This is a genomic window from Mycoplasma sp. HS2188 (assembly GCF_025209835.1).
Taxonomy (GTDB): Bacteria; Bacillota_I; Bacilli_A; order Mycoplasmatales; family Metamycoplasmataceae; genus Mycoplasmopsis.
The window spans coordinates 79,499-104,082 of record NZ_JAOAOI010000002.1; the positions used below are offsets into that span (position 1 = coordinate 79,499).

Consider the following 24,584-nt stretch of genomic DNA (forward strand, 5'->3'; position numbering starts at 1 on the left):
CGCCTCTTATGTAAGAGACGTTTTTTAATTATTCAATTTTTTCAATAAATTTATTGAAAAAATAATGAAAAATTTTGTTTTTTAAATGTTTATATTATAATTGATATACGCCGTCATAGCTCAGCCGGTAGAGCACATCCATGGTAAGGATGGGGTCGCAGGTTCAAGTCCTGTTGTCGGCACCATATGTAAATTCACCGCTCGCAAAAGCGAGTTTTTATTTTAAAATTACTCGTTTTTTTGAGTCAAATTGATAATCACTTAAATACAATGCACCGTCACTTAGTTTTATTTGCGGTGCGTTTTTTATTGGTTTTACAGTGGCAAAAAATATTTTTACTCTTTTTTCATCAATAAAGCTAAAGGCCACCGGGTTGGGATTATAAGCTTTAATAATTTTCAGTGCTGTATCAACACTCATATCTGAGTGTATTTCACCCTTTGATTTTTCCAGTTTTGGACTTAAACTAACTAGTGCTTCATCTTGTTTTGTACGTGTTAATTGGCCATTATCGAGTGCATTTATTCAATCGACTATATTTTCTGCCGCAATTGCTTGTAATTTATTGAATACACTTAAAGATGTGTCGTCTTCGGTTATGTCGATTTCTTTTTGAGCAAACACATCGCCTGCATCCATTTCCTTAACCATTTCCATAATACTTATTCCAGTTTTTTTATCGCCATTCAATACTGAATATTGTATTGGTGCTGCCCCTCTATATTTTGGCAATAAAGAACCGTGAACATTTATATTTAATTTTTTAGCAATATTCAAGACTTTTGTTGGTATAAATTGACCAAAAGCAGCTGTAAGTAAATAATCATATTCAAGAGCCGCCAACTCATCATAAATATCACCGATTTTCTCTGGTTGGAATAATTTTATATTGTATTTTAAAGCCAATTCTTTTGTTGGCGTAAATACGCTTTTTCGACCTCTTTGTGAAGGTCTGTCAGGTTGTGAAATTATTCCAACGACATCAAAATGTTTAATAACATTCTCAAAAATAGGAACTGCAAACTCAGGAGTTCCGGCTAGTAAAACTTTTATCATAAATCTATTATATATTTTATTGAATATCTACTCGTTAATATTAATATATAATTTTACCAACGGAGAAAGAATGAAAACAATAATTGAAAAGTGAAGCAGATATCAGTCACCTGATGTTTTTTTGAACAAAAGATTAAAAAAACCAATGTTTATATTGAATAAAAAACACAAAAATTCGTTTGTTAGACCTCTTTTGTTTTCCACGAATAAAATTACTGCGCGTGTTGGTATTGCGACTGATTTATTTAACGACTTCACAGTTTATACTCTTGCTCAATCGATTTCATCACTAATCGAATCTAAACATTTCACAAACAATAAAGTTTTGCTTATTAGAGATAATTCTCTTAGGTCGCATATTTATTTAAATATTTTTGCCAAAGCATTAATATTGAATGGTTTTAACATTTTTACTATTGATAAAAATGAGTTTATACCCAATTCATTCGATCGTTACATAGCACAAAAAACAGATTCAGTATTTTATGTTAATATCAGTGAAATATCAAGTAAAAACTCACTGATGCAAGTAGAATTTAATTGAACTGGGAATAAAGTTACTCATGATGATATTTTGTATTTAAAAGAATTTTTGCAGCAAGTAGACTATGAAAGTGTTTCAATACCTACTCAAAATCCAATAGTTACAAAAGTATCAATTTTAGACAAAATTATTGATATTTCTAAACAAAAAATAGAAAAAAACAGCAATTTTGATAATCTCAAAATCGGTGTACATTTATTCAACTCTTTTCATTATCAATATGCTAGAAATATTTACGATCAATTAAACATTGATTATAAGATTTCCAAAACCTTAAATTCTAAGACAACTGACATAAAATTATCCAATCTTTCTAGTATCAATACTAAAAATTTTCTACACAAAAATGATTTAAATTTAGCAATCAATAAAACAGGGAAATCGTTAGTTGTTTCAATTAAACATAAGAAAGTGTATAAATATTTAAAAAACGAACATTTAACGGCAATATACTTACATTTTCTACTCAATGATTGCTCACAATTCGACAAAAATAGACTGTCTAAATATGTTATTGCTCGTTCGATTGAATCTTCTTCTCTTATTGATGTTATTGCTCGAAAAAATAAAATAGATTTTATTGAATATAAGGACGAACAAGAATTATTTGATTATCTAAAAAACAATAATAAAGAATTATTATTGGCTCATAATCATAATAATGAGTTCCTGTTTGGTAATTCATCAGCAAACAAAGACGCAATCACTTTTAGTACCAAAATAATTAACATGACAGCTTATTATAAATCTTGCAATAAAACCTTATACGATGTATTGATGAGTGTGTATGAATGTTATGGCTACACTAACTCGGTGGTTAAAGAATTTCGCTTATCAAACAAAAATGCAAAATTGTTTATTGAACGAGTAAAAAATACTGAAAATTTTGGCGACATGAAGGTTGTTAACACAAAAATATACTCGCAAGATATTGAATATTCATCTACTTTATTAAAGACGAAATTAAACGATGGCAGTTCTCTAATATTTGAATATGACCCCTTAGAGGAAAAAGGGTTGATGCTAGTCAATACACACGAGCGAAAAAATGTCGAAAACTCGAGGTTAGATGTTGTTGTTAGACAAAAAGAATTGCTCAATAATGTTTTAGACCTAAAAGAAACAGAAGTTGATAAAACAACACGAATTAAATCGATCATAAAATACTTGCTTTTAACGGCCATATTTATCGGAATTTTTGTTTTCCTATTCCACACGGTTTATAACTTTAAAACCCAAGGAGTAGTTACTGATAATCCGTTGGGTGTTATAGCGTCAATGTGAACACACATAAAAACGAATATATACTCAAGAATATCCTTCTTGGCAATAATAGCCACATTCTTATTAACGTCAGTAGTCAATGCAATAATTTTTAAACGTTTATTGCATTGACAAAATGAAAAAGTGTCCTTTAAGGACCTACTTGTTGGTTCTTTAATCTCTTTAGTATCGCAAAATATAACTCCCAAATCAATTGGTGGCGATATAGCCACATATTGATATTTAAGACGCCGGAATGTCTCACGAGATAAATTACTTTCCGCTGTTGTTATCAACACATTTGTTTGACAAATTTCAAACATTGTCTTAATCTTAATTTTTATTCCGATTGGTATTAAATTTTATGGTAATTTCTTTAATAACACCTCAGGTGGTAGAAATTTAATTCTATTAATTTCATTGATTTTGGGTATTTCTATTGATACGATTTTAGCATTAACACTTCTAATATTGTCGTTAAGCTCTAGAATTCAAAATTTTGCCTTAAAACATTTAATTGGTTTTTTAGAGTGATTGCCATTTGTTACAATTACTGACCCTGAAAATTTACGAACAAAATTTCAATATGAGTTCTATAAAGTACGACACGGTCTAAAAACTATTGTCAAAAAATGATATAACTTTTTGGAAATTCTACTTTGAAAACTCTTACCATGAGTCTATGTGCCAGTTGCTTTATTCGCAATGTCGGTTGACATGATTAAAGTAGTTCCTGGCGGTGCATATTTCAATATGATGACCGCAGACGTATTGATTAGAAATATTAATTCAATCTCACCTACACCAGGGGGTACTGGGACAAGTGATATTATTAGGAAAATAATATTTGAGTTTATTATTAAACCTGACGCAGCCGGCGGCTTAAGTATTTCTCAAAAATCATCATTATTAACATCAATTAATGGTGTTGGTACAGTTATTATTCCGACCATATTATCAGCCATTGTTTTAATATTAGTTTTCATTGGCGAAAGACGTGTCGATATCTATCAATCACAACAAAAAAACATGCAATTTACCCAATTTATTGACTTGCAGACGATAAAACGGACAAAGACAAGATACTATAAAATCTCATTTAGTATTATGTGTGTTTTAATCTTTGTGCTTTCTATTATATTTATATTTGTTAAATGATAATTAGTTGACGCTGTCAACTTTTTATTTGCAATTTTGATACATGAAAAAAGTTTGTTAATATACAATTTTAAAAACATTTCCACATTTTTGATTATTAAATAAGGTGAAAAAAATTATATTTCAATTATTTGCGAATATGTAATTTACTTATTTCACTTATTTTAAGTACAATTAGTAAAAAGGAAATATTTTTACTAATTGTTGCGTACACGGTATATATTTTTTTATAATAAGTAAGACAAATTATTTTGTCAATAATTTAAAGAAAGGAATTAAAAATGAATAGCACTTCAAAATTTTCAACTAGTGAAAATAAAAAAGCGAAATTTGTGCGTGGCTTATTATTATGAGCCTTCATTTCAATTGGTTATCTTGCTTTCGTAGCTAACTGGGGATTTGCTGCCGGTTTAAATGGTGGCGGTCATGGTGATACAGGTATTCTAGGATATTTCGATATCATCCCAGATGCTAACTTTACTTTGATTAACCAAGCTACCAACTGAGGAATAACTATTGGTCGTGGTATTGGCTCAATTTTAGTAGCGTTTTTACTAGCTAAATTAGCACATAAATATTCAACAATAGTTGCTCTATCACTTACATTATTTGGTATTCCTGCCCAATATTTGCCAGGCAATGGTGTAGGATATGCATTCTTTATTATTTTAAGAACAATAATGGCTATTGGTGGAACAATGTTAATTATTTTAACTCAACCAGTGGTTGCTAACTTTTTTAACAAGAAACAAAAATCATTCGTTTCTCAATTCGGTGTTTGATTTTACCCATTGGGTACAATTATTGCAATAGTACCGTTTGTTTTTGCAGCAAATGTAGCACTAATTAGAGACAATTGACAAATTGTTTTAACGGTATTGTCAGCATTAAATGTTGTTCCATTGATTGTAATGGTAATTTTCGGGACTAAATTTGACGTTAAAAAACAAGAACAAAGCACAGAACCTAAAGTAAACAACTGAGCGATTTTAGGAAAATATTTAAAAACAAAATCAACTTATGTATGAATTTTACTTTATGGAGGTTTCCTAGTAGCGGTTGTTTTCCCTACCTCATTCTCAATTGATTTATTCACAAAAATTTCAGGCGTTAGTGCAAGTACACAACTTTTCGGAATGAGTGTAAGTAAAATTATTAGAATTTGATTCATAATTTTCTTAGCGGCTGTATTTGTTGGCCCAATCACAGTTGGTCTATGATCTAAATATAACTTAAAACGTAGATGATTTATTACAGCAGCGCTTCTAACAGGTATAGTATTTTATATTCTATCAATGTTAACATTTGTATTTGGTATTGCCAAAGGTAATTTAGCGGCTTTAATATTTTTCTTTATTTTCGCATTTATTACTGGACTATCATTATGAGGAATTCAAGGTGTGACATTGAACTTGCCACACGAATATAAAGACAATAACCCTAAAACTATTGGTTGAATGTTTGCCTTAATCTGAGGCTTCGGATATATCTTCTTTACAATTGGCGTAATTATTATGGCAATTATAAATATTATCGGAGTTAAACAAGGTCTAAGCGCCTTCAATATAGCAATTATTAAATTTGTAGTTCTAGTTCTATTGTCATCGATTTCGGTTGTTGGTGCTTTAATGATTAAAGAACCATCTCCAGACGCAAAAACATTCCCATACTTTTGTTTCAAAAGACAATCAAAATCTAAATAAAAATTAAAAAAATCAAGAGAAATCTTGATTTTTAAATATCCATTTTGAATGTGTTTTTGCACACTTCTTCTTTTTTTATATCTCCTCGAACACTTCACAAATGTTTTGCGAACGCTTTAACAGCATTGGAAGCTCCAAAAGGAAATTCCACTTGGTAATGTGAGTTCATTTCTTGCATTTTGTAAATAAATTTTTCCCTTGCTAGTATCGAAGCACAAGCGACTTCGAGAGACAAACTCTCAGCCTTATTGGCTAAGATTATGGGCTCATCAATTTTAGCGAATTTAATAAAGTAATCATCTTGGTAAAACTTTGCGAAATACTTTTCAATACTCTTTGTTGTTGAATATTTATCAATAAACACTGCTTGATATTCAACATTTTTGTTTAATAAAGAACTAATAGCACTTAAATGTACAAACATTTTTAGCTCATTAGCATTGTTGTTTTGACTTAAATTGTTATATCCTTTTGGAGTCAATGTGTAAACAGCAAAATGAGTTAATTCACGAATTTTGGAAGCTAAAATTTTTATTTTATTATCTATAATTTTTTTAGAATCGGTTACACCGAGTTCTAATAATTTCTTTTTATTTTCTTGTGGAATTAAAACTGCTGCAGCAATCAATGGGCCGAAATAATCGCCGACACCTACTTCATCAATACCGATAATTAATTTATCATCAAGTTTTAAATCATTGTTATATTCAATTATTTTCATTATTCATCAGATTCTGGATCATTGTATTTGAATTTTCTAAATTTTTGACGAATTTTAAGACTTTTTTGTAGTTCTTCTTCTGGGTTATCAAGGAATTTATTAATGTAATATCCAACCCCACCCTCAGTGTTTTTCTTGTTCAAACGCACTGTTGCGTGTTTTTTAACAGGTTCTGGTGCGTTTTTCATTGCAACAGCAACTTTAGCAACTTTAAACATAGGTATATCATTGTGTCCGTCACCAAATGCAATTATATTTTCCAATGGAATGTCGTAGTAACGGCTTAGCAATGAAATTGCTCTACCTTTATTGACTGAAACATTGGTAATATCGAAAACAGGGGTTAAACCTTCACCTTTTGATCAATATGAAAACTCACCTAAATCACCATATTTAGCTCTTAGATAGTCTCTTAAATCATCAGGGTCGGTTGTTTCTTTAACGTCAAAAATGATTCCTGTTGGTTTTAATGGGATTTTCGTAAAATCCAAACCTACATGAAATTTAGGGTTTTCTCTAAAACCGAAAACTTGTTCCATTGCAAGATCGCGTTTTTGTAATTGTACTCAACCCGGACCTTCAATTGCGATGTTAGTAATTTCTTCTTTAACTTTAGGATCTCCTAAAATATAAAGCATTTCGTTCAAGTTTAGATATTTAATTAACGGGATAAAGTTTTCGTCACTTGGGTTGTGAATTTGAGCACCATTGTAATTAGTTACAACTGTATCTAAACCTAAAGATTTGTATATTGGCCGAGTCGATCTTCAAGGACGACCTGTAATTATAACAACAACGTGTCCTAATTCTCTTGCTCTCTTAATTGCCTCAACTGCTTTTTCGTGAATAGAACCATCAGCACTAGACTTAAGTAAAGTTCCATCCAAATCTATGGCAAACATATATTTTTTATTTTCTACCATGCATTCTCCTTATTTTGTAGTATCATTATTAATTTATTATACATTAAAATTACGATAATTTTATTATCACTCTAATTGATAAAAGTTAATTTTTTTATTAACAAATATGTGGAAAAACGTTTCCATATTTTTCGAATTTATATATTCACAAATTTAATTACATTTTTACCTAAAAATTACTCTATAAGTGTTATTGGTTATTTTTTCACAGCCAATATATCATTTTTCAACAAAAAAAATTATTTTGAATAATCTTAAAAATAAATCATTTACGGAGCAAAATGTATAATATAGGTGGTACATCGTACCAAACACTTAAATTAAATAGTATCAGAGATACACTTACAATAAAGAGGATTATATGCAACACTTAATTAAAATCCTTAGCTCTCAAGGATTATACGGTGCTGTACTAGCGACACTTACCTTTGTGTTGATAGGTTTCTTTGTTACCAAAAAAGGTATTTTCAACAAAGAAATTAACGGAAAACTATCAAAATTCTTACTAGATTTTGCTTTACCATTCCTTTGTTTAGTTGCGTTTATGAAAGACGCAAATGCAAAAATTGGTAAAGAAGTTGGAATTGTAATCGGTTTATCCGCAGCATTCTACATTTTAATTGGTGTATACAATACACTAATTATTAAGTTTGTACCAAAACTTATTTCGCGTAAATTACACGCACAAGCAGTTAGAATGTGAGAAAGAACTGATGGTTCTCAATCACAAGCTAAATTTAAAGAGGCATATGTAAATAGTTATGCTCAAAAATTATTAACTGCTCAAATGATGATTGGATATGCATCATTACAATTCTTCGCTGTTCCCCTAGTGCAAGCATTAGGTTCAGAAGTATTTGGAGGCTTTTCACAAGGATTATTACAGGTTTGAAATCTACCTTACATGATCGGTGCTTTCTCATACGTAAAAATCGCCTACTCGGGCCAAAAAATGAGTAAAGACCAAGTAAAACCAATTATAAAAGCTTTAACAACACCGATGTTAATTGTTCTATATACATCGATGTTACTATGATTAATTCAATTTATCCCTGGTCCAAATACATATTTCGTGACCAGTGCCGCTCAACCATTTAATTTTGCGAAAGCGACAACAGGCGGACACCAATTCTGAGGAGGACTACTAGCTAGATTCCCTGTTCTTACTGCTATTATTCTTCCTGGTGTACAAATCATTTCGCCATTAGCATGAATCGTTATTGGTGGTTCATTGGCTTCATCAGATATCAAAGCTGCTGCTAGAGATAAAGATGTTTGAATTACTACATTAAGAAAATTGGTTGTAATGCCATTAGTGGTATTCTTAATTACTCTAATTTTAGTACGTACTAAATCAATTCAGGTTTCAACAGGAACATTGCTAGTTGTTTTAGCTTCGTGTCCACCAGCTGCCGTATGTATTATTTTCTCGGTTGCCTACAAACACGAACACACCGGATTCACAGCACAGGTTAGCTCACTAACAACATTGCTATGTCTAGTGACAATGCCAATTTGAACTGTTGTTGCTCACACAGTGTTTAAACTATTGGGTTAAACACTATAAACACCATAAACACTCACGGAGATTTGTGAGTGTTTTTCTTTTCAACAACACACAAAATCTCTTGATTATTTTGTTTAGTAACGATTTTATAAATAAAAAATCCAAATACAAGAGGAAGCTTCTATCATCATGTGTTTGGATTTTGTTTATTTGTAATGCTTGTAGTGTGCTTATTGAATTAATTAATAACATAATCAATTCAAACGAGTGTATGGTCGCTTATTTTCGAACGAATGACTTGAAAATCTTTAGGTCATAATGATTTCTCATATTGCGTTCATAATTTTTGATAATAGGTTTTATCGTAGAAACCATTATTAAACGAATTGACTAAATCGAGTTTGAATCATGAATTTTGGTATTTTTCATCTGAAAAGGCTCTTTTTTCGTTTTCGTCAATAATATTTAAATTATCGTTTTCTTTGAATAAAATCTTGTCATATGCGTTTGCATAACCTTGTTTTGAACCTAAACTTGTCTCGTAGTACTCATATTGTTCATTTGGTTTTTTACCACTTGCAGCTTTAATATCATTGTAATAATTTTTATAAGTGTTGTTGTTTTCAAAAATGGCACGGTTTTTAGTCATAATGTTTGTGTCACCACCAAAAATAATACTTGCACTCGGATCTCATTTTTGGAAGTATTTGAATGCATTTTCAATATTTTCTGCTTCAAAAACCTCTTGTGTTCCCTGACCGGCATATTGACTGTCCTGTTCTTGTGGGTGTTTGTCATTTCTGTCTTTTCTAACACCAGGTGAATCTAGGTGAGCAAAAAATGTGATCACTTTTTTACCATTCGATAAATCTTCAAACATTGCTCCGAAAGGAGTTCTTTTATAACTGTAGCCATTATTCTCAATGTTAAAACTACCACTTTTAATTAATTTATATTTCTGTGTATTGTATAAAATTGCAACAACTTCTTTTGTAGCGTTACTTGATTTAGTGTTTGAATCGCTTTGAGGTTGAATAACTTGATCAAAGTTTTCTTCTCCCAATTCATTTAATGTTTTTGTAATTCTTTGAACTTTGTCCCCGTCACGATAATTAACCTCAGTTAGACCAACTATATCTTGTTTTGTTTTGTGTATTGCTTCTGCAATTGCATTTACTTTAATATTTCCTTTTTCGCTGCCGCTACCACCAAAATTTAAAATATTTCAGTGTCCTACACGATTCACATTGCTAGGTTTATAAATTTGAGTTTGAACTTCAGCATTCAACTTCGCATTATCACTTGAAATAGTTCTTTTTGGTTGGTCTTGTTTGGTATTTTGTTTGTTTTTTTCAGTCTTTTTATTGAAAAATTTATCTTTCAATATGTATTTGTATCCGAAATATGATGCAACACCAATTACTGTAGCCCCAATCGTTATACCTGACATTATTTTTGTTTTTCTGTGTTTAGACATACGACCTCCATAGATTAATTTATTATAAATATTTTTCTAAAAATGAAAAATTTTGAATTAACCGGCTAATATGAATAAACAAAATAAAGCGAAAAATCTTTTTTTATATTAAAATATGTATAATATTTAAATATTAAATTAAATAAGGAGAAAATATGGCAAATAAAAACGTTACTGTTGATCACAAAAAATCAGAAATCAGTAAAAAAATTGTTTTATCAGGTGCTGAATGAAGCGATCTGCAAGAAAAAGCAACTCAAGAATTAATTAAAAATCTTAAATTAGATGGCTTTAGAAGAGGAAAGGTGCCAGCAAATATTGCTAAAAAACACATTTCTAAAGGTGCTATTTATGAACAATCAATTAATAAATATTTAAACAATAATTTAAAAGCTATTTTTGAAGAACTTCAAAAAGAAAATGACAAAATCATCAACGTTACACCACTTACAAACATTACAAAAATAAGCGATGAAGAAGTTGAAATTGTTATTGCTTATCCATTAGATGTTGACTTTTCGAATCTTTCAGTAAAAGATGTTAAAGTTGAGTTTGAATTACCACAAACTACCAAAGAAAACATCGATACATACATTCAAGAGAAATTGAGTGCAAACGCATTGCAATTACCTTTAAAAGCTGATGACAAAACTAAATTAGGCGACACTGTAACTTTAAATTACAAAGGTTACGTAAATGATGAAGCTTTTGATGGTGGTGAAGCTAAAAACTTCGATTTAAAATTAGGTTCAAAAACCTTTATCGATACATTTGAAGATCAATTATTAGATAAAAAAGTTGGATACAAAGGAGAAGTTGTTGTTACATTCCCTAAAGAATATCCAGTTGACAAATTAGCAGGGCAAAAAGCAACATTCGATGTTGAAATCGTTGATGCTAAAAGAGCTGAAGATGTTAAATTAACAGACGAAAATGTTTCACTACTTAGAGCAGGTGCTGCAAAAACAGTTGCAGAAGCTACTGACGCATTAAAATGAATTTTACTTAACAACAATGTTGAAGTAAGTCTAAGTGCTTTCTTAGAAAAATACGTTGCTTCAATTCTAGAAAAAAATGATATTGCGTTAAACGACCGTTTGGTTGCTAGCCAAGTAGAAACAAGAATAAACGAAGTTGCTTCGCAATTGAAACAACAAGATATTAAATTTGACGAATATTTAAAAGTTTTAGGTAAAACTGAAGACGAATTTAGAAAACTTGTTTTCGATGAAGAAAAACAAAATATCAAATTTGCTTTAATTGCTCAACATTTAATTAAAGAAGTTGCAACAGAAGATAATGAACCAACAGAAGACGAACTAAAAGCTTTCATAAACGCAACAGTTGCTTCAACAGGTCTTCCTGCAGCATTCATTAAAATGTATTTCTTGAGCGATGAAAACAACAAAAGATCAATTTACTCACGTTTAATTGACAGAAGAAATCTAACAGCATTATTAGTAAAACTTGACAGCAAAAAAGGTAAACAATTAGTTGAAATTGAAAAAGAACTAAACGAAAACTTAGCTAAAATTGCTGACGAATGAACAAAAAGAGCTGAAGAATTAAAAGCTGCTAAAGAAAAAGAAATGGCAGAAAAATCAAAAGAAACTGAAACAGAAGAAGCTAAATAATTTAGAACCAGGCAAAAGCCTGGTTTTTCATATTTTTTCACAAAAACGTATGTATTTTTTTTAAAAAACTCGTTTTTTTTTTTTTTTTTTTTTTGATGTTCATATAATTTTTTCGAAACGAAAAAGGAGAAAAATGCCCGAAGTTTATAAAAAAACAATAAATGTTTCTAATAAAAGACCTATTTCTTGATTAAAAAAATCCGCCGCTAAATTTGGTTTTGAGTTGGAAAAAAGTGTCACTTATTCACAAAGCGTTAATTTAGAATTTATATCTAAATCAGACTCACAACCAAACATGGAAAAACTATCGATGTTATTCGAACAATTTCTTGACTGCGAAAGAGAAAAACAAAAGTTACAAGATAAACTTGACAAATCAAGTTTTCCAGTAATGTGAATGTTATTGCTTTTTCTTACAATAATAATTCCTGTCATTATTGCAATTTTTCACTTTTCAAATATATCGAATATGAAAAAAGAAATTGAGTTGCTAGAGAAAAAGCAAGACGACATTTGTGAAGAAGCTATGGAAATTCTTGGTTAATTTGACTCACACTCCTGTGTGAGTTTTATATTGTATTATTAAGCAAAAAGAAGTGGTTAAAATGTGTTCTTTGTTAAAATATACATATTAACAAAGGAGCATTATGTTAAATATCGTTTTATATCAACCTGAAATATCACCTAATACCGGAAATATTATTCGTACTTGTTATGCATTAGGAGCAAAATTACACATTATAAAACCGCTAGGTTTTGAATTGCTGCCAAATAAATTATCTAGACCTGCGGCAGGTAGATTATTAAGTGATATTCAACATGAAGTTCATGCTTCATATGAAGATTTTCATAAAAAATATTCTAACAAGAATATTTGATACATAACTCGTTATGGATTGCGAACATATGTTGAACCTAATTTTTTGAAAATAGCTAAAACAGAAGGTGAAATTTGAATAATGTTTGGTCGTGAGTCCACCGGAATTGATAAAAAAATACTTCACGATAATCTTGATAATTGTTTAAGAATTCCGATGGTGTCGGCAATGAGAAGTCTTAATTTAGCTAATTGTGTGTCAATTATTGGTTTTGAAATCATGCGTCAATTAAACTTCGATGGATTAAGTGTTTTTGAAACCCAAAAAGGCAAAAATTACTTGGAGAATATAGATGAGTAATTTGATATCTAGTACTGAAAATAAATTAATTAAACGAGTTAAAAAGATTTTAAAGGGCGACAAAACTCATTTTGTGATTGAAGGCAAAAACATTATTCAAGAAGCAATAAATAATAATATTAAAATTGAACAAATTTTTGAATTAAACAACACAAATTTATTCAAAAATTCAATAAAAATTACTGACAATGTTTTAAAAGCGATTGCAAGTGCAAAATCTCCGGAAGGTTTTGTTGCTTTGTGTAAAAAACCAGAAAATTTTACTGTGGGCAAAAATATTGTCTTTTGCGACAATGTTCAAGACCCTGGCAATATAGGCACAATTATTCGCAGTGCAATTGCGTTTGGCTACGATACTGTTTTTACAAATGTTAATGTTTATAACCCTAAAATTATTCGTTCAACACAAGGGGCAATATTTAAAATCAACATAATTAATTATTCAGATTCAAAAGAAGAAATTGCAAAGTTAGCAAAGACAAACAAAATTTATATTACAACTCTAGATAAAGACTCAAAACCATACAACACAATTTCTTATCCAAGATCGAATAAAGTTATTGTTTTAGGCAATGAAGGACACGGAGTAAATAAAGAATTATACTCATTCGCTACTGAAAAAGTATACATACCTATTGAATTTGAGAGTCTTAATGTTGCTGTTGCGGGTGGTATAATTTTGAGTAGAACATACAATGGAGAAAACAATGAATAAAGAAGAAATTTTAGAAAGATTCCATAATATCGGCCGTGAGTTTAACGGCTACAGCGTACCTGAAACAACAGCAATCATTGATGATTTAGTGTTTTTATTGAATGAATGCGAAAAAAAGATAAATATTTTGAATAATACTTTAATGAGTGAACTAATCAAAAATCAAAATTTAGAAAATGAAATTAGCTCCTTAAGATTTAGTAAGAAAATAGAGGGAGGAAGTAGTGATTAAAATATCCGATGAACACAAGAATTTAATCAACTGATATCCGGGCCATATGGCGAAAGGAATGCGTGAAATTAAAACAAACGCAACTATTGCTGATGTATTTATTATTGTTTTGGATGCACGTTGCCCAATCAGTAGTTATAATGAAGATTTTGATGCTATTGCTCCTCATAAACCAAGATTGTTTGTTATTACCAAAAGCGATTTAATGGACAAGACTAAAAAAGCAGTTATTGAGCAACGCTTCAAAGGTTCAACATTATTGTGACTTGACTTAAGAAAACAAAAAAGCCGTTCAATAATACTGAATAATATTGAAAAAATCACAAGAGAAAAAGTAAAACGTGATAAAGAAAAAGGTTTACTGATTTCTAAAATTAAGGCATTTGTTTTAGGTGTTCCTAACGCAGGAAAAAGTACGTTAATTAATCTTTTAAGTCAGAAAAAATCTTTAAAAGTTGCTAACTTTCCTGGTGTCACGAGAGCAAAACAGTGAGTAGCTATTGACAATTTTTATTTCATGGATACTCCTGGAATTTTGATTCCTAAACACGAAGACCAGGAAGCAGCCACAAAACTGGCTATGATAGGCTCAATTGAAACTAAAATATTCCCAATCATGTTTCTTGCTAATTCATTTCTAACAATCATTCACAAATATTACGCACACAGATTTAAAGAGGAACTGGGTATTGAAATCAGCACACATGACGAATTAAGCGACATTGATAAACATAATATATTTTCGGCTTTAGCCAATCTTAGAGGTTTTAAAGTTAATAATAAGATAGACTTAAATCGAACATATAAGTTCTTTTTAAATTGAGTTCGTAATTTAAAAAATGTTACTTACGATTAGGAGAAGAAATTATGAAGAAAAAATACACATTAGAACAAAAAATCGAAACATGAGAAAAAGTTATTGATAAAAATGCAGAGCATTTTAGATCACGAACTTTATTGTCTCTTCAGTCATCATCGTTAATGGTATTGATTATTGGTACTTTGCTTGGGTTGATAACTTACTCTTTAATTAAATCTAATAATACAACACCAACAGCCAATCTTATATCAGGAATGGTTTTATTGATTCTAGCGTTTATTGTTTCTGTTTGATGATTAGTTGCTAATGTTTTAATAATGGTTATTGTCTCAAGAGTTATTAAAGGGGCAAATGTACAAGACCAAAGAAAATTAATTAGAGCATGAATCATAGCAGCTTTCAAAAGATATCCTGATAGATATTTACTACCAATTAGTGACGAAGAATTTAAAGACCAAATAGAACAGTTAAAAAGCGAAAAAGATAGAGAAGATACAAACGATAAAAATAACCAATAATTTTTTTATAACAAAAAAAGCACTTGATAGTGCTTTTTTGTTATTCATTATACAAACCGATTTTATCGGGATGTAAAGGATTTTTATTGATGTCTATTTTTTTAATTACACCTTTATCAATATGAACGACACGATGACACATTGCTGACATCGCAGGGTTATGACTAACCATAACAACTGTTGTTTTTAAATCTCGATTGATATTATATAAAGAGTTTAACACAATTCTTGTTGTCTGCTCATCAAGTGCTCCTGTTGGTTCATCAGCAAAGATTATTGGGGCATTTTTTGCTAACGCACGCATAATCGATACACGTTGTTGTTGACCACCAGACATTTGTGAAGGAAATTTATTTATTTGATCTCCCATGCCGTAAGTATTCAATAACTCGGTTAAATCTAAACGTCTAGATTTATCTTTTTGTAATCAGACACCAGTCATTATGTTGTCGAAAGTATTAAGATTTTCTAACAAGTTGTAATTTTGGAAAATGAAACTTACAGAATCTCTACGAAATTTGGTTAATGTTCTGTCAGAATGATAAGGCAAATTGATATTGTCGACAATAATATCTCCCAATGTAGGTCGATCTAAACCAGAAATAAGATTCAATAACGTTGATTTACCGCCGCCGCTGACACCAAGAATTAAAACAATTTCGCCACGTTTGATTTCTAGGTTGATGTGTTTTAAAACTTTTGTTACGACATTGGCTGTGACATAATATTTACTTACATTTCTAACTTCAATTATGTTATCGTTGGTGTTTTGGTCTTTTTCTTTACCGTCTTTTTTTCTTTTGTATTTAGCAATTCGCTTAAGAAAACGAGCGACACGTGAAGGGACAACAAAACTTCTAGCTTCACCGATTGAATCAGCGATTTCAAAAATGTTTTTAGTTGTAATCTTATCTTTTACAATAAATTCACCGGTTTGCGATTGTAGATTTAAATACTGAGTTTCTTCAGGGCTAAGTTTATTTTTTTTCTTAAATCAATTTTTGTTTATCTTGCTCATTATTTTCCTTTCAATAAGTCAACAGGTTTCATTTTATTGACTGTGATTCAGGTAATAAACGAAGTTACTATAAATATAGCAAATATCAATATGGTTGTAATCAAGACGTGCACTCATGATAGAGATAACGATAGTGCAATATTAGTGAAATTCAACAAGAATATATTGAATATGTGTATTGTTAGAATTACTGCTGGAATAGAGAATAATATTGCTATTAAAATGAATGGAATATAAACACCGAAATACATTTTGGTTTTTTCTTTTTGGTTATATCCAAGTATAGATCAAATAGCGATGTTTTTTTGGTTCTCACCAATCATTATCGTTGACATAATCACTAAAATAATCAGTGATATTGTAAAACTCAAGGCAATTATAACAAATGATATTGACTGAATTGTTGAACTGATTTGAGTTATGAAGCCGGCTTCAATGTCTTTTGAGTCAATTGATGTTGAAAGGGCAACATAGATTTTATTATTGTATGCTTCAGAGAATTTAGTTAATGCTTCTTTAGGTTGTTGACGAATATTATCGTATGTTGCTTGATCAAATTTTGTTTTTGAAGAGTCTAAAAATTTCATTATCTGATCGGCTGTTAATGTTTTGGCTAGAACACCATTTGTTGGATTGAATATTTGATCAAACATTGATTTTAATGTTTCAGGCGAAGTGCTTGAAATATCAAATGAATCAATACCCGATCAGTAACCGCTCATTGAATATAGGCCAGTTGATTGAGTTACTTGTAGAGGCTCTTTATTATTGGTTAAAATTCCGTTAAATTTGATAAAATCACTCGGTAGATTAAATGCGTCAAATCCGATTAGCTTATTGGCTGCATCATATGTTGTTATATATTCGGAATTAATGTATGTTGAGTTAATGCCGACAATTTCAAAGTTTGCTTTGTATTTTTGAGCATTTTCGCCATTGATTTGAGCAAGAATTTTGTTATGGAATCTATTGATGTGATTATCAATACTTAATTCAAGTTTATCTCCAACTTTCAATAGACTTTTTCTTGCAACTGTCTCGTTGATTACCAATGGATAAACATTTTCTTTGTTAAATGAATACAATTTTGTGTATAAATCATCACCGTTTTTGTTTTCTAACTTAACATAAGGTGAATTGTTTTGGTAACCATAAATTTTTATTTCATTACCATTCATATTTGATGATAGATATGTATAAACTTGGTCATGTTTTTCATTAAATTGCACACCGCCAAAACTAATGAAATAATCATTAATCGTAGGGCCGTAAATTTGACCAATGTCATTCAATCAATAATCGTATTTTGAATAGTCTGGTTCTACACCATTAGGAGCCTTGTTGATTAATGTTGGGTCCAATTCTTCCTGTCTAATTCGTTCTTCAAGAATTCTGTATCCCTTAATTAAGAAGTTACGATACTCTAGACGAATATTTTTCTCAGTTGTTATTGGTTTTAGTTGATATTCATCACCATCTCAATAAGCATACACAAATTTACCTTGTTTTTCGTATGGTGAACGATAGTATTTGAAGAAACTTACATTTTTATCACGTGAGTTACGTAATGCAAGATTTTTCGAAACTGGGTCAACAAATCAGTGCAATTCAGTTTGATAGTTTTGTGTTTTTTCTAATAAAGCTCCAACTTTATCTCTCGATTTGTCAATTTTTGCTTTTTGAGAATCAGGCATCGAGTTATAAGCAACTAATCATGGGTCGGCCGATACTCCGGCGTCAACTTTAATTGAAGCAGAGAATTGAGTTAGAATGTGCGAATCAAAACTTGAGTCAGAAGCATTTTTTATTCCGTTTAAACCACCTTTGTTTATAACAGATGAATAACCAGGTCTAAAGTAATCAAATATCTCTCTTTGTGACTCAATCGATTCACCAATAGGCGTATAAATGTTTTTGCTTAAATCTGTAGGTGAATATAGTTTATATGGACCACCTTCAATAGTAGGCGTCTGTAAATCAACCTTAAAGGTGTAATGTCTGTTTAGATATGTCTGGTTTATTGTCTTCTTGAATGTATTGTGGGAGGCAATACCAAACATTGTCGTCACACCTGTTAACATTACACTAACAGCAAATGCTGTTAATTTTCAGAAGTTGTTTAATGCCAAGACAAATGAGAATCTCGACTTAACATTTGCTTTTGGTTTAAGTTTAAAGTAGTTGGTAAGTAGTTTCGATTTTGGTGTAGTTACAATTCCTGTGATTAACTCATTAGGTTTATAACGCAAGGAAATTAGGGAAACAACAAAGATCAATAAACTCATTCCAATAAATGGTATAAATACTGTAAAAATCATTGAAATTCAGTTAAATCTTATTGTTTCTTTCGGCAATGTTCAATAGCCGGAGAATATTTCAAGCAACACGAGTTGTAATTTATTACCAATGGTGTAGCCTAATACCCCACCAATAACGGAAGTAACAAGAGCAAAGACAGTAAGTGAGAGAGCAATTTGTCATGCCGTATATCCTTGGGCAACAAGAATACCTAAAACTTTGTACTTGTTAGCAATGTATCTTTTAATAATAAATATAATAGAAACACTGACAACTAATGACAAGACAATTAGCACAGATAATGTTGTAATTTCAATTAAGTTAATCATTGAACCGACAGTATTTATTCTTAGTGCTCTTTCGGGGTTAATTGGGTCAATTTCGCTAGATAGGAAAACCCTTTGTAATTTGTTTGAATCACTTATTGATGAATCAACAATTTTTGTGATTTCTTTTTTAAGTTCTTGGTTGCTAATTGAACCATTGTTTTTAACGAGTAATGATTGTTTAATTACGTTACCACGATATGCTAATTTGACACGTGAAAAACCATAATTGTTGACATAGACTAAAGCTTGACTTTCAGTATTTACTTGTAAATTATTTTCGTCAATAACTGGATAAATATAATCAACAGTGGTTTCCTCACCAACAATTATGAATTTTACCCCGTTAACATTAAGAATGTATTTTGTGTCTAAATTATTGACAAAATCATTAATTTGTAAAGGATCGCTCGGAATTGTACCGTTAAAAATCTCCTTATTATTTTTAATTAAGTAAGCGAAATTAGCTTTAGCAACATAACTCGAAGGCGAGTTAAAGACAATTTCTTTAATTTCTTTAGGTTCAACAATATCTCTAATTAATTCAGGAATTATTTGGGCGATATTGACTCCGAAAATAGGTGGAAGAATTTGTGAATTTGATTGTAATTCAGCTATTACAGGGCCATCAATTAGAAGATTTTGATTTTCATCTAAGTTTAGCGGAACCAATGAAGTATCTTTGTCAATAAATGCTGTTTCTAATAGGTTATTTAGTTGTTTATAGCTATCGCTATTTTCATCAATTAACTCTTCAAAATTACCAATCTTATTAAGCACTAAATAAGCTAAATTACCGTTGATTAAATTGTTGTCTTGTTTTTGTGACGCAAGGAATGTCAACGAAACTTCAGGGAAGACAAATCTTAAGATAGGGTTTGTGATGGTGCTTGGTATATCAAATATTTGCGTTGGTAATGATGGTGTAATTTTTGAAATCATTAAAGCCGCAATTTCTTTAACTGAGTAGAATGAAGGTTTTGACATGTAATTGTCAATAAATTTACTGATTACATAGTGATAAATACCATTTTGGTGTGTTGTTGAATTCGAACTGAATTTAGCACTCGCACCAATATAAGATAATTGAGTAATAAGCAATTGTTTATTGTTAAGTATTCAGTCTTTGTATTGCGGATTTGACGCTACTAATTTTTGAACATCAGCATTTATAAAATCACCATTTGCATCAGTATTGAATATATCAACAGTTCTATGATTTGCTAAATATTCAGTAATGTAGTAATCTAATGATTTTTCAAAAGGAATGTTTTCGTTTGCTGATTTGGCTTGTGATAGTTTTAATACACTTGGCTTAATAGCGAAAGCAAGGAAATCCTTAACAAATTTGTTTGCTTGAATTATGTTAGCATCTTTATTCAAATACATTTGAACATAAGACAAGTAAATATCGAAAGCTTGTGGTGCCAATGCATATTCGTTTTCGATTTCAACACCTGCTGTAGATTCGATTATTTTCTTAATAATTAGTCATGAACTATTACCATCTTCAAATTTTGCTAAATCAAATAGTAAGTCAGTTCCTGTTTTTTCGTTTTCATCTAGGAAAGTGTTTGTACCACCTTTTGTTTGTTGAATAAATTCTAATAAATTACTAATTTTTTTAATTAATTCATTTTTTGAAATATCAGCTGTTATGATGTTAAATTCTCTAATAAACGCACTGTCTTGAATTGCAAAATCATTTAAATTGAACGTTTCTAATTTTGAATTTGAAACATAGTTCAATAGATTTGTCAATTTTTGTTCGTACACATAATTTTTAAATAATTTATTACTGTTGTTTTTAAGCAGATTAGTGAAAATACCTAAAAAGTCAAAGAAAGAAAGTTTTTCATCATCATTATCAGGTACATAAACTCTTTGGTTTGTCCCTTTTATCTCAATTTCTTTAACTTTATCAGATAAGTTAAACATTTTAATAATATTCTCTTTAAATGTACGGTTTGAACCAGGCAAACTAAATATTGATTTTAAAAATGATATTATGCCCGCTTTCGGTGAAATTCTATCTAAAGCAACGTTGTAGAATTTATCAACATATTTAGAAGTCTGCTCATCAAATACTTTATGACTGTATTTAACTAGTTTTGGTTTTATTGATTTTGATAATTCGTTAGCCAAAATATTAAAGTTAATACTATTTATGAAATTGATGATGCCCTCTTTAACATTTGAATAAGTAGGGTCATTTTCATCGATTACTGTGATTTTTCTAACTATAGGTTTTAATGGTTGAATTAAATCTGGCACAAAATTTTGTAATAACCGATAAATAATTGAATTTGTATTATCTAAGTCAATTACATAAGATAAATCAAGGTTTTGAATTAATTCTGATAGGCCTTCCTTCAATAAGTTTTGATTAATTGATGAGAAAATTCATTCAATCATTCGTCCACTACTTAATTTGGTTACATATTCAATGTTATTTTCAACAATTACTTTATTGTTGTGGTTTTCAAATCATTCATGAGCAAGCTCGCTGAATTTTTTGATATCAATTGAATTTACTATTTTGATGAATGAATCAATAAATTTTGTTGGTGATATTGAAGATTTAGCTAAAGCTTCAGGGGAGATAAAACTGTTTAGATCAATGTTGCCTAATACCTTGATTGTTTTAAACAAGTTATCGACTTCTAAAGCTAATAGTTCTTTTTGATGTTCAATATCTTTATTGTTAGTTATTTGTTTATTGGCTTGTAATAATATTCTTGAAATTATTTGTTTTAACAAATCACCACTCGATGTATGGCTCAATTCGTAAGCAAAATCAATCATTAATTCAGGCAGAATACCTTTATTTAGTTTACCGTTGGCAAACACAGCGGCAAAATTGTGTTTGTTCAACACTTTTTTCATTATTTTTGATATTTGTAGTATTTGCTCTACCGTTAGAAAATCTTTTTTAATTAAGTCTGAGTTAAATAAATATTTTTCAATAGTTTCGGGCAAAATATCAATTCTGCCATTGCGTAAAACATCATTAATTAATTCAGATTTAGGAGATAAGAAATAAATTGGAATGTAATTAACATTATCGAATTCTTTATCTCTAAGCGTTCAACCTCTACCGCTAGTTTTAATATTTTTAAGGGCTATAGTTAAATTATTTTTTGACAAGAACCGAGTTAGTAAACCAATATCCATACCTTCATATGGCATATTTTTTGTGTATTCGACTATGTATTTATTGTTTTGTTCTAAAACAATTTTAAATTTATTACCTACAGCAAAAACACCTAAATTATTTGTTTCATTATTGTGATTTTTATCATCGTTAGCAAAGTCGGCTAACATTACTATTTTTGCGTTGTTTATAATTTTTTCTTGTCCGCTTTGTTCACTAATATCAATAACATCAGCAAAACGATACATAGGTGATACATATTCGGGATCTGGATATAAGTTTTTTGATATTGATTGAATTAATAAAGCAGCAACAAATGGGTTTAGTTGTGGTGAATTGTATAAAGAAGTAGTTGCACTCTCAAGTTGAGTTAATGCAGTTGGTTCAAGTTTTTCATTGTACAATGAACCAACATTTAATTTAATTCCCGAAATTGAATAATTTTCATCTCCGGAATTGATAAAATGAAACACATTTTGTTTCCCTGTTTCTTCATTAATTCCGTCAACAGTTATTGTTTGTCTTAAACCAATATTTTCATTGCCAACAATGTCAATTATCCGATTAACTATCAATTGTTTGGTAGCGTCATAAGCTTTCGCATTGATGAATGTATATTTTTCACTCAAAAGATTTTGGTTATTCAATAATTCAAGTTTTTCTTGATTGCTTAGTTTAATAAAATCATCTTGTGCTTTGCCAAATAATGACTTTGTTTCAATATCTATTATTGAAGTTGAGTTATTTTGTGATATTTTATAAGGTTCACCCAGTAAATTAACTCTATTATCATTAGTGAATAATTTTACACGTGAGATATCAGAAAAGTCAAAACCATCACTCAGCGGCAATTCTGTTTCAATGGTTCTTGCGTGTTTTGGATCAAGAACCCACTCACCGCTTAAATTTTGTTCAAATGGCGTATAAGTGTTTGTTTTTAATTTAACTCAATTTGAGAATGTTTCAAGCTCGTTTCAATCGTCATTTCGATTTTGAGCACGAATATCACCTAATGACTGAATATATGTTTTAAAGGCACCGGTTCATTTATTTTTGCTTTGTTCTTTGTCAACAAAAGAAGTATAGTAATTATTTCTTAAAAATTGGGTCTGACTTTTGTTGTTTATAATTCATGATCCGTTAATTTTTAAGTCAGTACCATTTTCAATAACTTTATTGATATTTTTCTCTATGTTGATTGGTTTTTGTGAAAATAACGAAAGTGGTATTTGGTTTTCAAAAACACTTAACTCATCGATTGTGTTTTCGTAATTTTTAATAATATTATGCAAATCTTTATGCGGGTTTGTTTGCACAAAAACTGTAGTACCATTTTGCTCGGCTCGCTCGAAACCTAGTGCAGTTGCTATTGCGTGTGGCGGCACTATAAATGCTTTATTTTCGTTTATTCACTTAGATGCTTTTTGGAAATTTTCAGTAATTTCTTTAGTTTCAACATTGATATAAAGCGAAGCAACCTGTGTTGCGTACAATCTGTCTTGAATTGTTTTGAAGCTTATAATTTTCCCTAATTGAACATCACTATCAAAGTGAACATTTTCACTTGGCTGAATTGACACATTTTCAGTCATATGTGAATAAAAATTGTCTTGATATTTATAAACATCGAAAGAATGGTTGTTGTAAAGAGAAATTCTTGCGTTATTTGGATCATTAAGAATAAAATCGATTGATTTATCTGTAATATTATTGCTTTTTTCTGCTAAAAATATTGAGTAAAGATTCAACAAGTCGTCACGATGGAAATATTTATTGTTCAACTCAGGATCATTGATTCCTAATTCACTAAAAGGAATATATTCACTTAATGAGTCAGTGTATAACTCGTTTTGGTTAGCGAATAAATATTCCTTAGCCGCTTGACCATAACTGTTATATAAGCTTTGGTCAATGTCATAAATAATTGGTGTATACCCTTTTTTTCCGGTTGATGAGAGTGTTTGTGAGCTCTCGCCGTTAATGAAATAACCTTGATTATACGCATCCCCTTGAGTTGGAAGGTTTAAATCAACACTGACATCATGCAGTTTTGAAACACGTTTATAATTGTTAAATCCGCCAACGATTACGTTGCCGACATTAGAAAGTAAAGTGATAACTGCTGAGCTTAAAAATACTAAAATACTTAAGCCTATAACAACCACTTTATTTTTACTTAATGACTTAAAAACTTCCTTAAATAATCTTCACATATTTACTCTCTTTAATTTATCTACTATATTACATTAATATTTATATATTATAATGTAATTTATTTTATGTGTATAACGCAGGAATCTCATGAGGGTATGAAAAAAACACAGTTGCCTGTGTTTTT

Annotated in this window: 16 protein-coding genes and 1 tRNA gene; 11 read left to right on the plus strand and 6 right to left on the minus strand. The window is 30.0% G+C overall.

What is annotated here, in order from left to right; translation table 4 throughout:
- Positions 1-109 precede the first annotated feature (109 nt).
- A tRNA-Thr gene (locus tag N1F73_RS01285) sits at positions 110-185 on the plus strand.
- A 32-nt stretch (positions 186-217) separates the two neighbouring features.
- On the opposite strand, the gene fmt is transcribed toward N1F73_RS01285, so the two are convergent.
- Positions 218-1,057, minus strand: coding sequence for a methionyl-tRNA formyltransferase (gene fmt, locus N1F73_RS01290; RefSeq protein ID WP_396888673.1), 840 nt, complete (start codon positions 1,055-1,057; stop codon positions 218-220).
- A gap of 70 nt (positions 1,058-1,127) precedes the next feature.
- On the opposite strand from fmt, the gene N1F73_RS01295 reads away from it, so the two are divergent.
- Both N1F73_RS01295 and N1F73_RS01300 read left to right on the plus strand, forming a co-directional pair.
- On the plus strand, positions 1,128-4,025 hold the full coding sequence (locus N1F73_RS01295; RefSeq protein ID WP_260359579.1) for a lysylphosphatidylglycerol synthase domain-containing protein: 2,898 nt from the start codon (positions 1,128-1,130) through the stop codon (positions 4,023-4,025).
- 278 nt (positions 4,026-4,303) lie between these two features.
- Positions 4,304-5,725, plus strand: a complete 1,422-nt coding sequence (locus tag N1F73_RS01300) for a hexose phosphate transporter (protein ID WP_260359581.1) — start codon at positions 4,304-4,306, stop codon at positions 5,723-5,725.
- A gap of 31 nt (positions 5,726-5,756) precedes the next feature.
- On the opposite strand, the gene N1F73_RS01305 is transcribed toward N1F73_RS01300, so the two are convergent.
- Both N1F73_RS01305 and N1F73_RS01310 read right to left on the minus strand, forming a co-directional pair.
- Positions 5,757-6,446, minus strand: a complete 690-nt coding sequence (locus N1F73_RS01305; RefSeq protein WP_260359582.1) for a ribonuclease HIII — start codon at positions 6,444-6,446, stop codon at positions 5,757-5,759.
- Positions 6,446-7,369, minus strand: coding sequence for a Cof-type HAD-IIB family hydrolase (locus N1F73_RS01310; RefSeq protein ID WP_259289894.1), 924 nt, complete (start codon positions 7,367-7,369; stop codon positions 6,446-6,448). The genes N1F73_RS01305 and N1F73_RS01310 overlap by 1 nt, the downstream gene beginning before the upstream one ends.
- A 361-nt stretch (positions 7,370-7,730) precedes the next feature.
- Here N1F73_RS01310 and N1F73_RS01315 point away from each other — a divergent pair, with 361 nt between their 5' ends.
- Positions 7,731-8,927, plus strand: a complete 1,197-nt coding sequence (locus N1F73_RS01315; protein WP_260359583.1) for an AEC family transporter — start codon at positions 7,731-7,733, stop codon at positions 8,925-8,927.
- Positions 8,928-9,114: 187 nt separating this feature from the next.
- Here the strand turns inward: N1F73_RS01315 and N1F73_RS01320 are convergent, their stop codons facing one another.
- Positions 9,115-10,353, minus strand: a complete 1,239-nt coding sequence (locus N1F73_RS01320; protein ID WP_260359584.1) for an MnuA family membrane nuclease — start codon at positions 10,351-10,353, stop codon at positions 9,115-9,117.
- A 155-nt stretch (positions 10,354-10,508) separates the two neighbouring features.
- Between N1F73_RS01320 and tig the strand changes: the two genes are divergently transcribed.
- The 7 genes from tig (at position 10,509) to N1F73_RS01355 (ending at position 15,450) form a co-directional block, all read left to right on the plus strand.
- Positions 10,509-11,987, plus strand: a complete 1,479-nt coding sequence (tig, locus tag N1F73_RS01325; RefSeq protein ID WP_260359587.1) for a trigger factor — start codon at positions 10,509-10,511, stop codon at positions 11,985-11,987.
- Positions 11,988-12,120: 133 nt separating this feature from the next.
- Positions 12,121-12,531 (plus strand): hypothetical protein, encoded by a 411-nt coding sequence (locus N1F73_RS01330; protein WP_260359588.1) that lies wholly within the window; start codon positions 12,121-12,123, stop codon positions 12,529-12,531.
- Positions 12,532-12,634: 103 nt separating this feature from the next.
- Positions 12,635-13,165 carry a tRNA (cytidine(34)-2'-O)-methyltransferase gene (locus N1F73_RS01335; RefSeq protein ID WP_260359589.1) on the plus strand — a complete coding sequence of 177 codons (531 nt, stop codon included), beginning with the start codon at positions 12,635-12,637 and terminating at the stop codon, positions 13,163-13,165.
- Positions 13,158-13,880, plus strand: coding sequence for an RNA methyltransferase (locus N1F73_RS01340; protein WP_260359590.1), 723 nt, complete (start codon positions 13,158-13,160; stop codon positions 13,878-13,880). Before N1F73_RS01335 ends, N1F73_RS01340 begins: the two co-directional genes overlap by 8 nt.
- Positions 13,873-14,112: a hypothetical protein gene (locus tag N1F73_RS01345; protein ID WP_260359591.1), complete on the plus strand. Its 240-nt coding sequence runs from the start codon at positions 13,873-13,875 to the stop codon at positions 14,110-14,112. The genes N1F73_RS01340 and N1F73_RS01345 overlap by 8 nt, the downstream gene beginning before the upstream one ends.
- On the plus strand, positions 14,105-14,968 hold the full coding sequence (ylqF, locus tag N1F73_RS01350; RefSeq protein ID WP_396888674.1) for a ribosome biogenesis GTPase YlqF: 864 nt from the start codon (positions 14,105-14,107) through the stop codon (positions 14,966-14,968). Before N1F73_RS01345 ends, ylqF begins: the two co-directional genes overlap by 8 nt.
- Positions 14,969-14,979: 11 nt before the next feature.
- A complete protein-coding gene (locus tag N1F73_RS01355) occupies positions 14,980-15,450 on the plus strand; it encodes a hypothetical protein (RefSeq protein ID WP_260359592.1) in 471 nt (156 codons plus the stop codon).
- A gap of 40 nt (positions 15,451-15,490) precedes the next feature.
- Here the strand turns inward: N1F73_RS01355 and N1F73_RS01360 are convergent, their stop codons facing one another.
- Positions 15,491-16,468, minus strand: coding sequence for an ABC transporter ATP-binding protein (locus tag N1F73_RS01360; RefSeq protein WP_259289885.1), 978 nt, complete (start codon positions 16,466-16,468; stop codon positions 15,491-15,493).
- Complete coding sequence (locus tag N1F73_RS01365) at positions 16,468-24,459, minus strand: ABC transporter permease (RefSeq protein ID WP_260359594.1); 7,992 nt, start codon at positions 24,457-24,459, stop codon at positions 16,468-16,470. Before N1F73_RS01365 ends, N1F73_RS01360 begins: the two co-directional genes overlap by 1 nt.
- Between the last annotated feature and the right edge of the window lie 125 nt (positions 24,460-24,584).